Source organism: Streptomyces spiramyceticus, assembly GCF_028807635.1.
GTDB lineage: Bacteria > Actinomycetota > Actinomycetes > Streptomycetales > Streptomycetaceae > Streptomyces > Streptomyces spiramyceticus.
This window is the reverse complement of sequence record NZ_JARBAX010000002.1, coordinates 467938-482171: the sequence shown is the minus strand read 5'-3', so window position 1 is coordinate 482171 and position 14234 is coordinate 467938. Positions and strand designations below refer to the sequence as shown.

The window sequence follows — 14234 nt, the reverse complement described above, 5'->3', positions numbered from 1 at the left end:
GCCCGGAGACGGCCGGCCCTCGACTGATTCGTTCAGTCGTTCATGTGCTGTTCACGCGGCGTGGCCCCAGTACACAAGGCGGGCCCCGCCTGGTGCAGTCACCGAAACCATGAAGGAGTTGGCTGGTCGACCCTTATGTCTTGTAGATTCGAACGAAAGGTTGACCTCAGTAACCCCGCGGTCTTCCTTGGGAAACACCAAGCACGGCCCTTTGGAACCCCAAGCACGGCCTTCTCGGATCGCAAACACACGCAAACGCATCCCGAACACTTCCATCCAACATCGAGAGACAGATCGGCGGCGACCCATGCGGCTGCGCGCACTGCTTGAGACCGACGCACTGGGCCTGCGGCTGCTCGCCGGCGAGGACGAGCTCGACCGCACCGTGCGCGGTGTGATGACCACCGACTTGCGGGACCCCAGCCGGTACCTGTCGGGCGGCGAGCTGGTCCTCACCGGGCTGGCGTGGCGGCACTCGGCCGAGGACTCCGAGCCCTTCGTACGCCTCCTGGCGGGCGCAGGCGTAGTCGGGCTCGCGGCGGGCGAGGCGGAGCTCGGCGCGATTCCGAACGACCTCGTCGAGGCGTGTGTACGCCACCGGCTGCCGCTCTTCGCGGTCAGCGAGGCCGTGGCCTTCGCAACCATCACCGAGTACGTGGTGCGCCAGGTGTCCGGCGAGCGCGCCGGGGACCTCGCGGCGGTCGTCGACCGGCACCGCAGGCTTATGACGTCCGGCCCGGCGGGCGGCGGGCCCGAGGTGGTCCTCGACCTGCTGACCTCCGACCTGGACCTGCGCGCCTGGGTGCTCTCGCCGACCGGACGGCAGATCGCGGGCGCCGGTGCGCCGCTGTCGCCCGGGCTGGGCTCCAAGCTCGCGGGCGAGCATCTGGCCGCCGTACGGACCGGCCGCCGGGCGCCGCACCGCGCCGCCGTCCAGGGCACGACGTACTCGCTCTTCCCGATCCGCAGCGCCGGGCGCGGCGCTGCTGCCGCCGCGGTGTCCGCCTCCCGTGACGTGCGCGAGAGCGTCCTCTCGGACTGGCTGCTGGCCGTGGAGGCGGACGCGGGCGACTGGCCCGCCGCCCGCCTCGACCTGCTCCAGGGCGTGACCCAGCTGATCGCCGTGGAACGCGACCGCCGCGACGCGGCCCGTACGGTACGCCGCCGCCTCGCCCAAGAAGTCCTGGAGCTGGTCCAGACGGGCGCGGCCCCCGCCGAGATCGCCGCCAGGCTGCGGGTCGCGGCGCCGGTCCTGCTGCCGGGCCTCGGCTCCGCGCCGCACTGGCAGGTCGTCGTGGCGCGCGTCGAGTGGCAGGACGGCGGTGCGGTCCAGAGCGGGCCCGTCGCGCAGACACTGCTGGAGGAAATCCTGGTCGACCCGGCGGTGGCGGGATCCGACTCGTCGGACCGGATCGCGGTGGCTCACGCGGGTGACGAGGCGATCGCACTCGTACCGCTGCCGGCGATCGCGACCGAGGGGGAGGCCGCCGAGGGCGAGGACGAGCCGCGGGACTCCGACCAGGGCCTGCACGCCGACGTGCTCCTGGATGCGGTGCGCGAGCCGCTGTCGGGCGGTCTCGCCGACGACGGGCGGCTGACACTGGGTGTCAGCGCGGCCGTGCACTCGGCGGAGGGCCTGCGAGGCGCCCTGGAGGAGGCCCGGCACGCCCGCCGGGTCGCCGCCGCACGCCCGGGCCGGGTCTGCGCGGCGGGCCACCACGAGCTGGCTTCGCACGTGCTGCTGCTGCCGTTCGTCCCCGACGACGTACGCAGGGCCTTCACCGCGCGGCTGCTCGATCCTCTGCGGGACTACGATCGGCGCCACCGTGCGGAACTGATCCCCACCCTCGAAGCGTTCCTCGACTGCGACGGTTCGTGGACGCGCTGCGCGGCGCGGCTGCACCTGCACGTCAACACACTGCGTTACCGGGTGGGCCGGATCGAGCAGTTGACGGGGCGCGATTTGTCGCGCCTCGAAGACAAGCTGGACTTCTTCCTCGCGCTGAGGATGAGCTAGCGACACAGGCAGGTACTCAGGAGGGGGCTCCACATGAAACCGGGACCGGCAACGGGCGCGGGACAGAGATCGATATCGGTCTCGGAGATGGTCGTCGCATCGCCGCAGCAGATCTTCGAGCTGCTGGCGACACCGGCCCGGCACACCGAGCTGGACGGTTCGGGGATGCTGAAGGGCAGGCCGCAGGGGCCCGAAGTGCTGGGCCCCGGCGACCGGTTCACGATGGGGATGAGCCAGGGAGGCATCCCGTACCGCTCGGTGAATGTCGTCGTGGAGTACGAAAAGGACCGGCTCATCGCCTGGGAGACGTGGGGCGAGCTGGGCGGCCGCCGACTGGTGGGCGGCCAGCGCTGGCGCTACGAGCTGGAGCCAGACGGTACGGCGACCCGGGTCACGCACACGTACGACTGGTCGCGGGCCCGTTTCCCCCGGCTGATCGTAGAGTTGCCCGGGTATCCGAAGAAGATGCGTACGGCAATGGCCGCTACTCTCAGCCAACTCGGCGCTGTGACCGGCCGATTGTGAATTCGTTCACCTGACCTCTTGGCCCGGAGTGCCATTCCGTGCTGAGATTCGGCCACTACAGCTACTCACAGCTCAATGGCGTGCTCGGGGAGGGCAATGTGGCGCATACCGCCATGTCTGGTTCCGGATCAACCGCAGGGGACGGAAGCCCACTCCAGACCGCGGTATGGCGGCTGCGCTCGCGCGGCTGCTGGACCGATGCGGCGGCCCTGCTAGAACCACATGCGGGTGCCCCCGCCACGCCCGCCGCCGCGCTCCAGCGAGCCTCGCTGCTCGTCGAGCGCTGCCTGTTCACGGAGCGGGGCTGGGCGGAGGCGGAAGACGCGCTGCGTACGGCGGAAGCCGTTGCCCGGGAGGACGACGAGCGCGGTGCGGCGGCGTGCGAACGCGGCCAGCTCGCGTACGCCTCGACGGTGCTCGGCGCCCGCGACCGGGCCGACGAGGCACGCGCCGCGCTCGGCAGGGCGGCGGCCCTGCTCTCCCCGACGGCGGCGGCTCGCCCCCTGCTGGACTTCCGCCGGGGCCTGGTCGCCGAGCACATCTCGGACTCCCCGCAGTCGGCCCTCGCCGCCTACCGCCGCGCCCACGCGGGCGCCACGGCCAACGGCGAGACGCTGCTGCTCTCCTTCACGTGGCGCCACCTGGCCGGACTGGCCCTGAGGGAGGGCGAGTTGGCGGACGCGAGGCACGGCTTCGCGGAGTCGCTGCGGATACGGGAGGAACTGGGCTACCTGGTAGGCACAGCCCCCGCACTGGCAGCCCTGGCAGACGCGGAACCGGAACCGGAGGCAACCCGCCTGCGCGCGGAAGCGGCCCGCCTGTTCCGCCTCCTGGACGGCGTACCGACATGGCTGGCAGCGCAACTGCCCCCGATGACCCCGACGACGGCGGTCTGACCTCTGGGAAGGCCGCCTCCGATCGAGCGTCAGCGGTCCGCGCCCGCGAAGTGCTCGCGGACCAGGGACTGGACGACCGTCAGGTCCTGGGCCACCAGGGCGTCCAGCAGCGCCAGGTGTTCCGCAGCGTCTGCCAGGAGGTCTGCCCGGCGGCCCAGGGGGTCGCCCGTCAGCAGGGGCCATTGGGAGCGGCGGTGGAGGTCGTCGGCCACTGCTACGAGTTGCCGGTTGCCCGACAGGGCGAGCACCGCTCCGTGGAAGGCGCGGTCCGACTCCGCGTACGCCGCCCGGTCGCCCGTTGCCGCTGCTGCCGTGGTGGCTTCGGCCAGGGGGCGCAGGTCGCACCACCGGTCGGCCGGGACCGTGCGGGCCAGGCGGAGCATGACGGGGACTTCGATCAGAGAGCGCACTTCCGCCAGCTCCGCCAGTTCCACCGCGCTGCGGACCGTGACGCGGAAGCCCCGGTTGGGGACTACTTCCACCGCACCTTCGAGGGACAGCTGCTGCATCGCCTCTCGTACGGGCGTCGCCGAGACCCCGAAGCGGGCGCCGAGCGCGGGGCCCGAGTAGACCTCGCCGGGTATCAGCTCGCCGCTGACCAGGGCCGCGCGCAGGGCGTCGAGTATCTGGCCCCGGACCGAGTGGCGCTGGACGACGCGGGGGGCGGGGGGCTCGCTGTGGGTGTGTTCGCCGCGGGCCTGTTCCGGGACGCCGACGGCTGGGGCGGCGGGGATCGCGGGGATGTGGGGGTACGCGGCTTCGCGCGCTCTGCCCTGCGCCCGCGACTGCTCCATCTGACGTCTCCTCCGGTGCCGTGCCCCATATGCACGATAGGCGGCCCAGGTCTCAGTTCAAACCGCGAATTGATCGGGTAAGGTAAGGCTTACCTGCCAACGATCGCGATTCGGTGGTCTCTGCATGACCGTCCCCGCTGCCCTCACCGGCGTCTCCGCGTCTCCCGTCGCGGCCTCGTACGCCCGCCTCACCGAGGCCTTCCCCGGCCTGCGGATCCAAGAGATCCCGGACGGCGAGCAGGCCCCGGGCGCAGCGGGCTGGGTCGGCGCGGCCGAGCTGGCCGCCGGTGGCACCGCGCTCGACACGTTCCTGGCCTGGGACAACGCGCAGGTTCTGCGTGATTACGGCCAGCAGGCCCGCCCCGACGTCGTCGCCAGTTTCGGTCTGCACCGATACGCCTGGCCCGCCTGTCTCCTCATTACGGTGCCTTGGTTCCTTCAGCGCCGGGTGCCGCGCATGCCCGTCGAGGGTGTCGCCTTCCAGCGCACACTGGGCCGGATGGCCGTACGCGTAACGGACTTCGCGTGCCTGCCCGACGACCCCGCAGCCACCCTGCCCGGCGCCCGCGTCGTACCGGACGAGGAAGCCCTGCGAAGCGAGGTGCGGGACGCCGTCGCCGAGCACCTCGGGCCCGTCCTCAACGGCTTCGGGCCGCGGATGCGGCGCGGGAAGCGCGCGCTGTGGGGCATGGTCACGGACGAGATCGTGGAAGGGCTCTGGTACATCGCCCATCAGCTGGGTGACGAGCGGCGCGCGATGCGGGAGCTGGAGGAGCTGCTGCCGGGTACGACCAAGCCGTACGCCGGCACCGCGGGCTTCCGCGAGCTGACCGGACCGAGCGGCGAATCGCTGCCGACGCGCGACCGGGCGAGCTGCTGCCTCTTCTACACGCTGCGGCCCGAGGACACCTGCGTGACGTGTCCGCGTACGTGCGACGCCGAGCGCGTACGGAAGCTGAGCGAGGAAGCCGCCGCGACGGCGGCGTCCGCGGTCGCCGCCGTCTGACGGCACGTCACCCGATCCAGTGACCTAAATCGAACCCAACTCCCCGTCTGCGCAAGGCGGTTCGACCAGAACGCACCTATCCGTATGCCCTGACACTCAGTTGGCGCCCTCTTGCACCGAAACCCCCTTTGGGCCACTTGGATTCCGCCAATATGGCGCCCGAAACGCCCTACCGCGATGCAAGGGACACCGCATGAGACTGACCGACATATCGCTGGACTGGCTGCTTCCGGGTGGCGTGATGCTGGCGGGGGTCCTGGCGGCGGTTGCGGTGCTTGCGCGCGGCAAGCGCGCCGGTGGCAAGGCCGCAGCCGACGACTCCTGGGAACGTACCGAAGAGCGGCGCAGGCGCAAGGAGGCGATCTACGGGATCGCGTCGTATCTGCTGCTCTTCTGCTGCGCGGCGGTCGCCGCCGCACTCTCCTTCCACGGCCTGGTCGGCTTCGGCCGGCAGAACCTGAGCCTCACCGGCGGCTGGGAATACCTCGTCCCCTTCGGCCTCGACGGCGCCGCGATGTTCTGCTCGGTGCTCGCCGTGCGCGAGGCCAGTCACGGTGACGCCGCCCTCGGTTCGCGGCTCCTGGTCTGGCTGTTCGCCGGCGCCGCCGCATGGTTCAACTGGGTGCACGCGCCCCGGGGCCTGGGCCACGACGGCGCTCCGCAGTTCTTCGCAGGCATGTCGCTCTCGGCGGCGGTGCTGTTCGACCGCGCGCTGAAACAGACCCGAAGAGCCGCGCTCCGCGAGCAGGGCCTGGTGCCCCGTCCGCTGCCGCAGATCCGGATCGTACGGTGGCTGAGAGCCCCCAGGGAGACCTTCGGGGCCTGGTCGCTGATGCTGCTCGAAGGTGTGCGCACGCTCGACGAGGCGGTCGAGGAGGTCCGCGAGGACGTGCGCGAGAAGGAGCAGAACCGCATCCGTCGACGCGATCACCACAGGCTGGAGCGGGCCCAGATAAAGGCGATCAACCGGCAGCACAGGGCCTGGGGCCGCGGTCGCGGCGGACGGCAGGTCGAAGTCACGGGCATCGCCCCCGGATCGGGCTCCGCGCCGGCGCAGGTCGTCGCGGAGCCCGCCATAGCAGAGCCGGGACAACTGCCGCTTCGACAAAGGCCCTCCCTCCAGGCAGTCAGAGGCTCTGACAAGCCGATCACGACCGTCGACCTCACCGCCGAGGACGACACGCAGGCTCTGCCCCGGCTCGACTCTCTTGAGCGCAAACTCAAGGACCTTGAGCAGCAGTTCGGCTGAGCGGTTTCACTGCTCAGCAGGTGACCATGGCGGTGGTGGGCCGGTCTCTTACGCCGGTCCGCCGCCCGCCATGTCCAGCTCGAACCACACCGCTTTTCCTACGCCGTGCGCCTTTACGCCCCACGCGTCCGCGAGGGCCTGGACCAGGACGAGCCCCCTGCCGTTCGTACCGTCGTCGGCGACCGGCACGCGCAATGTGGGGTGCCGTGCCACGAAGTCCCGCACCTCGACGCGGAGTCTGGAGACGCTCACGGTCGCGGTGACCTCCGCGTCGTGCTCCGTATGGACGAGAGCATTGGTCACGAGCTCCGTGGTGAGGAGCTCGGCGACATCCGAACACTCCCGGCGTCCGCGGTGCCTCAGCAGGTCGCGCAGAGCGCGCCGTACTTCGGGAACCGCCGCGAGATCCGCGCGGGCCAGTCTGCGTCGTAACTGAGCGCGTGCGGCCGGACCCCGCCCGCTCGCCTGTTTCCCTGTCATATCCCCCACCCGCACACCGACCGGTCATGCTTCTCGAACTGGTTCACGCAATGCATGCCCCGCACGTGCACAGGCACTCATGCCCATGAATCAATAAGTCGCTCACGGTCTCGGTACGTTGCGCAGGTTCGAGCGCGCCATCTGGAGCATCCGGCCCACCCCGCCGTCCAGCACGACCTTGCTGGCGGACAGCGCGAAGCCGCTCACCATGTCGGCGCGGATCTTCGGCGGCATGGACAGGGCATTCGGGTCGGTCACCACGTCGACCAGGGCCGGGCCCTTGTGCCGGAACGCGTCCTTGAGCGCACCCGCCAGATGTTTCGGCTTCTCCACGCGCACGCCGTACGCGCCGCATGCGCGCGCGACCGCCGCGAAGTCCGGGTTCTTGTTCTCCGTGCCGTGCGACGGCAGGCCGTCGACCAGCATTTCCAGCTCGACCATGCTGAGGGAGGAGTTGTTGAAGACGATCACCTTCACCGGCAGGTCGTACTGGACGAGGGTCAGGAAGTCGCCCATCAGCATGCTGAAGCCGCCGTCGCCGGACATCGAGACGACCTGACGCTTGCGGTCGGTGAACTGGGCTCCGATCGCCTGCGGCATGGCGTTGGCCATCGATCCGTGGGTGAAGGAGCCGATGATGCTGCGCCGCCCGTTGGGGGTGATGTAGCGGGCAGCCCAGACGTTGCACATGCCCGTGTCGACCGTGAACACGGCGTCGTCGTCAGCCAGTTCGTCGAGGACGGAAGCGACGTACTCGGGATGGATCGGGACCCGCTTCTCGACCTTGCGGGTGTACGCCTTCACCACGCCTTCGAGGGCGTCCGCGTGTTTCTTCAGCATCCGGTCGAGAAACTTGCGGCTGGTCTTGGCCTTCACGCGCGGCGTCAGACAGCGCAGCGTCTCGCGTACGTCGCCCCAGACCGCCAGATCGAGCTTGGAGCGGCGGCCCAGGTGCTCGGGCCGCACATCGACCTGGGCGATCTTGACGTCGTCGGGGAGGAAGTCGTTGTAGGGGAAGTCGGTGCCGAGCAGGATCAGCAGGTCGCATTCGTGTGTGGCCTCGTACGCCGCGCCGTAGCCGAGAAGGCCGCTCATGCCTACGTCGTAGGGGTTGGCGTACTGAATCCATTGTTTGCCGCGCAGGGCGTGCCCGACCGGGGACTTGACCCGCTCGGCGAACTGCATGACCTCGGCGTGCGCGCCGGCTGTGCCGCTGCCGCAGAAGAGGGTAATCCGGTCCGCGTCGTCGATCAGGCGGACGAGCTTGTCGATCTCGGTGTCGGCCGGGCGTACGGTCGGACGGGAGGTCACCAGCGCGTGTTCCAGGGCCCGTTCGGGGACGGTGTCCGACGCGACGTCGCCGGGCATGGAGACCACGCTGACGCCGCTGCGGCCGACCGCGTGCTGGATCGCGGTCTGCAGGACGCGCGGCATCTGCTTGGTACTGGAGATCAGCTCGCAGTAGTGGCTGCACTCGCGGAAGAGCTGGTCGGGGTGCGTCTCCTGAAAGTAGCCGAGGCCGATCTCGCTGGACGGGATCTGCGATGCGAGGGCGAGGACGGGGGCCATGGAGCGGTGGGCGTCGTAGAGGCCGTTGATCAGGTGCAGGTTGCCGGGGCCGCAGGAGCCCGCGCAGGCCGCGAGCCGGCCGGTCAGCTGGGCCTCGGCGCCGGCCGCGAAGGCCGCGGCCTCCTCGTGCCTGACCTGGATCCACTCGATCCCGGAAGTGCGGCGGACGGCGTCGACGACGGGGTTGAGACTGTCGCCGACGACACCATAGAGGCGCTGGACCCCTGCGCGGACGAGGATGTCGACGAACTGCTCCGCCACTTTCTGCTTGGCCATTGATGCGCACACCCTTTCGGCGGGGGAGACGGTCGGTCGTGTGCCGTTGCCGTTCCCATCAACCCATGGCGTACGCCGTCACGCCTCCCAGACGGCCACCGCCGTCCGGTCGTCGGCGTAACCCTTCACCCTCAGGCCGACGTCCGCGAGGTACTCGGCGAGGCCCGGCGGCTCGGTGGGGGCCCAGCGTTCGGCGAGCTCCTTGCCGAGGGCGGGCTCGCCGCGCAGAGGTTCGGCGAGGCCGCCGCTGCACAGCAGGAGAGTGTCACCCGGGCGGGCCACCGACGCCCGGAAGCGGAACGGCTCGGTGGGCGGGGGCCCGCTCTCGACGTACGGCGACGGGGGCGTCGTAATGCCGAGGTCCATGGTGAGGCGGTCGCCGTCGGAGGTCTCGGCCGGGACCGAGCCGAAGCCGACCACGGGCTCACCGGTGCCGGCCGCGGGCTCGGGAACCAGTGGCTCAAGGTCCTGCCAGGCGCCGTCGCGGAGGCGGAACAGCCCACCGGCGCCGACGCCGAAGAAGACCCGGGTCCTGCATTGAGGGTCGGCGGGCAGCAGCAGGCAGCGCAGGCTCGCCGTGTACTCCTCGGAGTCCAGGTCGAGTCGGGAGGCACCGGCGCGCAGTTTGCCGTAGGTGCGGTCGGTGAGGCGGTGCAGTCCGGACTTGAGGTCGCCCCTGCGGCCCGCCCGTATGTCGTCGGCGAGACGTGCGTGACTGCGGCCGACGCCGCCGCCGATCCAGAGGCAGGCGTCGGCCGCGGCGAGGTGCGCGCTCTCGGCGGCGCGCACGCCGCTGGCCACGGCGACGAGGACGAGGGCGTCGTCGCCGTGGCCGAAGCGGGCGGTGAGCAGTGCGTCGCGGCGGGGTTCGCCGCGGTAGCGGGCGGAGTCGCCGCGGATGGATGCGGCGCGGAGGGTGTACGTCCCGTACTGGGCGCCGTCGAGCACGGTGTCGGCGACGAGGGGCTGCAGCTCGTCCGGGTCGGCGACGGGGAGGGCGGTGGGCTCGGCGTCGTAGGTGGGCGGCCCGTCACCGACGTGGACGGTGCGGGGGCGGGGCGGGTGGCCGTGGAGGTCCGGTTGCGGCTGTGGTTGTTGCTGTGGGGAGGGGGTGGCTGGTGGCTCCCAGGCCTCTGGGGGTGCGGTCGCGTCCCAGGCGGTGCGGGCCTCGGGGGTGTGGTGGGCCGTGGGGCGCCAGGCCTCGGGGGGTGCGTCACCCGGCGAGGGCGGTGCGGACGGCGCTTCCGGGGGCTCCCAGGGGGCGCGCTGGCTGGGCATGACGGGGGGTGAGGGTGACCGTTTCGGCACGGGCGGGGGTGGGGGCGCGGATGCGGGTTCGGGCGCGGGTGGAGGCGGTGGCTCCGCGACTGTGTCCACGGCGGAGTCGAATCTGTCGTCCAGGGTGTCGCCCGGCGGCGCGGGGCCTGTGTCCGGGGCGGTCTCGTCGTACAGTCGGCCCCACCACTCGTCCTCGTTCGTGGTGTGCCTCTCCCCCTGCTGGCTCATGTTCCTATTTTCTACCGCTCGGGGCGTACGAAAACGGGGCAACGGGAAAAAGTGGTCCGCGCGTACGCCCCTTCGGTGTGTCGTCACTCTCCCCACAGCCTCAAGGGACCAGTGGTGCAGGGATGATGTGGCGCGGCGGGTTTACGCCGTGGCCGCTTTCCGCCACGGGCTGTCGGGGAGCGCCGTCGGGGAAGATCAGGGGACGGTGCGGAATCGGATCGTCCGGGAGGGGTTCGGGGGATGCTGGGAGCCATTGGTCTGAACGAGGCGCAGGAGTCGGCGTACCGCGCGCTCGTCGCCGTAGGAGCGGCGGAGGTGCCCGATCTGGCGCACCGGCTGGCGCTGCCCGAGGCCGATACGGAGCGGGCGCTGCGCGGCCTGGAGCGGCAGGGGCTCGCCGCCCGGTCGTCCGCCCGTACGGGGCGCTGGGTGGCGGCGCCGCCGGGGGTCGCGCTGGGTGCGCTGCTGACCCAGCAGCGGCGTGAGCTGGAGCAGGCGGAGCTGACGGCGGCTCTGCTCGCGCAGGAGTACCGGGTGGAGGCGGACGAGCCGGCCGTGCACGATCTGGTCGAGGTCGTGACGGGCGCCAGTGCGGTGGACCGCCGCTTCGCCCAGCTCCGGCTCGGTGCGGCCAAGGAGGTGTGCGCACTCGTGACCGGCGGGCCCAATGTGGTGGTTGGCATGGACAACGAGGCGGAGGAGCGGGCGTCGCGCGGTGTGATGTACCGGGTGGTGGTCGAGCGCGAGGTGCTCACGCTGCCGGCCGGGATCGTCGAGCTCTCCACCGCACTGGGGCGCGACGAGCAGGTCCGGGTGGTGGACACGGTGCCGACCAAGCTCGTCGTGGCGGACCGGAGCACGGCGATGGTGCCGCTGACGGGACGCGGCGCCGACCCTGCGGCTCTCGTCGTCCATGCGAGCGGGCTGCTGGAGTCGCTGATGGGCCTGTTCGAGGCGGTGTGGCGGGAGGCGCTGCCGCTGCGCCTCGGGGCGGGCGGAGCCGGCGGGGCGATGGCCGAAGAAGCGGGGCCCGGGCCCGATGCCGTCGATCTCCAGGTGCTGTCGCTGCTGCTCGCCGGGATGACCGACGCGAGCGTCGCCAAGCAGCTGGAGCTGGGCCTGCGGACCGTGCAGCGCCGCGTGAAGGGGCTGATGGAGCTGGCGGGCGTGACGACCCGGCTGCAGCTGGGCTGGCATGCGTACGAGCGCGGCTGGGTGGCCCGCGACTGACCCGTCCGGGCGGGCTCGACCCGTCTCGGCAGCCACCCCGGCCGGGCCGCCTTGACCTGCGAGAACGCCCCTTCTCCTGCACCCTTGGCAGATGGGTGTGTGGCAGCTCGTCGCCGTCGGTCTGGTGATGCTGCTCGGCCTGCTCGGTGTGCTGGTGCCGGGTGTGCCGGGGCAGGCCATCGTGTGGGCGTCGGTGGTGTGGTGGGCCCTGGAGGACAAAACGGCTGTCGCCTGGGTCGTACTGATCGGCGCCACCTGTGTGCTGCTGCTCAACGTGGCGCTGAGGCCCCTGCTGCCCGCCCGCCGCCACAGCGAGGCCGGGGTTCCGCTGCGGACGCTCCTGGTGGGCGGGGCCGCCGCCATCGGCGGGTTCTTCCTGCTGCCCGTGGTGGGCGCGATCGCGGGTTTCGTCGGCGGGATCTACGGGGTGGAGCGGGCGCGGCTCGGCAGCCACGGGGGCGGCTGGGCATCCACACGTACGGTCATGCGCGCCGTCGGCTACCCGGTGCTGGTGGAGTTGTTCACGTGCCTGCTGGTGGTGGGGGCCTGGGTGGGCGCGCTGATCTGGGGCTGAAGCCCACCGACAGCTAAGCCCGCCCGGAGCCCGCCGGAAGCCCGCCGTCCTGAAGTCCTAGGACATGTTTCCGATGTGCGGGGCGGGGTGCGCGTGTGAGGCTGACGCCATGACCGCATTCAGCGATGCCGAGCGCGCGTACCTCAAGACGCAGCGCCTGGGGCGTATGGCGACTGTCGATCCCACGGGTCGGCCGCAGGCCAATCCGGTCGGCTTCTTCCCGCAGGACGACGGGACCGTCCTGATCGGCGGCCACGCCCTCGGCACGACCAAGAAGTGGCGCAACCTCCAGGCGAATCCGAAGGTCGCGCTGGTGGTCGACGACATCGTGAGTCTGCGCCCGTGGGCGGTGCGCGGGGTGGACATCCGGGGCGAGGCCGAGCTGCTGACGGGCCCGCACGAGCTCGGGCCGCACTTCAGCCAGGAGCTCATCCGGATCCACCCGCAGAAGATCCACAGCTGGGGCCTGGACTAGGGGGTGTCCGGCGGATCAGGCCGGCTTCAGGGTGCGGCGCTTTCTTGGTTCTGGTGAGCGGGGTCTGGTGCGTGCAGCTGCAAGGCGGAGGAGGGAGGCGACGCGATGGGGTCCCCCCTGTTCGAGCGCAGTCGAGAACTTGGGGGAGTCGCCGACTGACGACAACGCCGCAGATGTGCGTGCCAGACCCCGCGGCCCAGGCATGATCCGCCGGACACCCCCTAACCGTCAGCCGGGTTCCGGACCGACCGTCCAGAGGTGCCGTACGGCGTACGAACGCCAGGGCCGCCACCCGTCCGACTGCGCCCCGCCCCCGAACCCGTCCTCCGGTCCCCCGTCCGGCAGCACGTCGGGATCACCGAGCGCCCGCATCCTGATCAGCCCCGCCGTCCTCGTGGTGATCCCGGGCAGCGCGAGCAGCCCCCGTTGCGCCTCGTCGCGGTCGGCACCCGGATCCAGGCGTACGTCGCCGTCGGCGAGGGCGGTCGCGAGGGCCCGCAGTGCGGGGTCGTCGGCCCCGGCGAGGGCGCCCGGCTCGGGGAAGACGTGGGTCAGCGCACCGCAGGGCTGGTCCAGGGCCTTTCCGTACGTTTCGATGAGCTGTACGGCGCCTTCCCGCCCCACCAGCGCCCGTACCGCGAACTCGTCCGGATCGGCGGCGCCCGGCGAGCGCAGTCCGGGCCGGGCGGCGACCAGCGGTGCCAGGCGCGGGTCGGCGGCGAGTCGTTCGTCGACGGCGTACGGGTCGGCGTCCAGGTCGAAGAGCCTGCGCAGGCGCTGGACGGCGGTGGTGAGGTCGCGCAGATCGGTGAGGTGGATGCGGGCTTCGAGCCAGCCGTTGTGCGGCGCTTCGTCGACGGCAACGATGCCCGTGCCGTACGGCATCCGCAGCGTGCGCCGGTAGGTGCGGGCGCCCGGCTCGCCGACGACCTCCTCGATGCGTGGGACGGCCTCGCTCGCGAGGAGGTCGAAGACCTCACGGGCGGCGTACGCCCCGCGATGGGCGAGCCGCAGCGGAATCCCGGCGGCGAGGGCGGGTCCGGCGCTGCTGCCCGCGATGTCTTTGGTCCCGGTCTTCGTCCCCGACTCGACGCGCAGCTCGCTCGGGGTGCGGGCGTAGATCTGCCGGATCGTGTCGTTGAACTGCCGCACGCTCGCGAAGCCGGACGCGAATGCGATCTCCGTGACCGGCAGCCCGGTCGTCTGGAGCAGTACGCGGGCGGTGTGCGCGCGCTGCGCGCGGGCGAGCGCGACGGGCCCGGCGCCCAGCTCGGCGGTGAGCTGCCGCTGCACCTGCCGCGTGCTGTAGCCGAGCCGCCCGGCGAGCCCGGGGACGCCCTCGCGGTCGACGACTCCGTCGCCGATCATCCGCATGGCGCGGCCCACGACATCGGCGCGCGCGTTCCAGTCGGCGGAGCCGGGTACGGCGTCGGGCCGGCAGCGGCGGCAGGCGCGGAAGCCGTTGCCCTGGGCGGCGGCCGCGGTCGGGTAGAAGCGGACGTTCTTGCGCTTGGGGGTGACGGCGGGGCAGCTCGGCCGGCAGTAGATGCCGGTGGTCACGACGGCGAAGAAGAACTCTCCGTCGAAGCGCGCGTCGCGGCTGGTCACCGCCTCGTACTTGGTCTCTTCGTCCATCA

General features: G+C 71.6%; 13 protein-coding genes. 8 read left to right on the top strand and 5 right to left on the bottom strand.

Annotated features, from left to right (window positions below; genetic code table 11):
• Nucleotides 1-307: 307 nt before the first annotated feature.
• The 3 genes from PXH83_RS25685 to PXH83_RS25675 all read left to right on the top strand — a co-directional run bounded on the left by PXH83_RS25685 (nucleotide 308) and on the right by PXH83_RS25675 (nucleotide 3438).
• Nucleotides 308-2017, top strand: a complete 1710-nt coding sequence (locus PXH83_RS25685) for a PucR family transcriptional regulator (RefSeq protein WP_274563488.1) — start codon at nucleotides 308-310, stop codon at nucleotides 2015-2017.
• A gap of 33 nt (nucleotides 2018-2050) precedes the next feature.
• Nucleotides 2051-2542, top strand: a complete 492-nt coding sequence (locus tag PXH83_RS25680) for an SRPBCC family protein (RefSeq protein WP_274563487.1) — start codon at nucleotides 2051-2053, stop codon at nucleotides 2540-2542.
• Between the two features lie 98 nt (nucleotides 2543-2640).
• Nucleotides 2641-3438 carry a hypothetical protein gene (locus PXH83_RS25675; protein ID WP_274565168.1) on the top strand — a complete coding sequence of 266 codons (798 nt, stop codon included), beginning with the start codon at nucleotides 2641-2643 and terminating at the stop codon, nucleotides 3436-3438.
• A 29-nt stretch (nucleotides 3439-3467) separates the two neighbouring features.
• Here the strand turns inward: PXH83_RS25675 and PXH83_RS25670 are convergent, their stop codons facing one another.
• Entirely contained in the window at nucleotides 3468-4232 is a 765-nt protein-coding gene (locus tag PXH83_RS25670) for a GntR family transcriptional regulator (protein ID WP_274563486.1), read from the bottom strand.
• A gap of 124 nt (nucleotides 4233-4356) precedes the next feature.
• Between PXH83_RS25670 and PXH83_RS25665 the strand changes: the two genes are divergently transcribed.
• Nucleotides 4357-5238, top strand: a complete 882-nt coding sequence (locus PXH83_RS25665; protein ID WP_274563485.1) for a (2Fe-2S)-binding protein — start codon at nucleotides 4357-4359, stop codon at nucleotides 5236-5238.
• Between the two features lie 193 nt (nucleotides 5239-5431).
• The gene (locus tag PXH83_RS25660) at nucleotides 5432-6487 is read left to right on the top strand and encodes a DUF2637 domain-containing protein (protein WP_214925101.1); all 1056 of its coding nucleotides are present in this window, start codon (nucleotides 5432-5434) and stop codon (nucleotides 6485-6487) included.
• Between the two features lie 48 nt (nucleotides 6488-6535).
• Here PXH83_RS25660 and PXH83_RS25655 read toward each other — a convergent pair whose 3' ends face one another.
• The 3 genes from PXH83_RS25655 to PXH83_RS25645 all read right to left on the bottom strand — a co-directional run bounded on the left by PXH83_RS25655 (nucleotide 6536) and on the right by PXH83_RS25645 (nucleotide 10318).
• Nucleotides 6536-6967, bottom strand: a complete 432-nt coding sequence (locus PXH83_RS25655; RefSeq protein ID WP_274563484.1) for an ATP-binding protein — start codon at nucleotides 6965-6967, stop codon at nucleotides 6536-6538.
• 102 nt (nucleotides 6968-7069) lie between these two features.
• Nucleotides 7070-8812, bottom strand: coding sequence for a pyruvate dehydrogenase (locus PXH83_RS25650; RefSeq protein WP_274563483.1), 1743 nt, complete (start codon nucleotides 8810-8812; stop codon nucleotides 7070-7072).
• Between the two features lie 78 nt (nucleotides 8813-8890).
• Entirely contained in the window at nucleotides 8891-10318 is a 1428-nt protein-coding gene (locus PXH83_RS25645) for a protein phosphatase 2C domain-containing protein (protein ID WP_274563482.1), read from the bottom strand.
• 240 nt (nucleotides 10319-10558) lie between these two features.
• On the opposite strand from PXH83_RS25645, the gene PXH83_RS25640 reads away from it, so the two are divergent.
• The 3 genes from PXH83_RS25640 (at nucleotide 10559) to PXH83_RS25630 (ending at nucleotide 12597) form a co-directional block, all read left to right on the top strand.
• Entirely contained in the window at nucleotides 10559-11548 is a 990-nt protein-coding gene (locus PXH83_RS25640) for a helix-turn-helix domain-containing protein (RefSeq protein ID WP_274563481.1), read from the top strand.
• 91 nt (nucleotides 11549-11639) lie between these two features.
• Complete coding sequence (locus PXH83_RS25635) at nucleotides 11640-12122, top strand: DUF456 domain-containing protein (protein WP_274563480.1); 483 nt, start codon at nucleotides 11640-11642, stop codon at nucleotides 12120-12122.
• A gap of 109 nt (nucleotides 12123-12231) precedes the next feature.
• Nucleotides 12232-12597, top strand: coding sequence for a PPOX class F420-dependent oxidoreductase (locus tag PXH83_RS25630; protein WP_274563479.1), 366 nt, complete (start codon nucleotides 12232-12234; stop codon nucleotides 12595-12597).
• A 228-nt stretch (nucleotides 12598-12825) separates the two neighbouring features.
• On the opposite strand, the gene PXH83_RS25625 is transcribed toward PXH83_RS25630, so the two are convergent.
• Complete coding sequence (locus PXH83_RS25625) at nucleotides 12826-14232, bottom strand: DNA-3-methyladenine glycosylase 2 family protein (protein WP_274565167.1); 1407 nt, start codon at nucleotides 14230-14232, stop codon at nucleotides 12826-12828.
• Nucleotides 14233-14234: the final 2 nt, after the last annotated feature.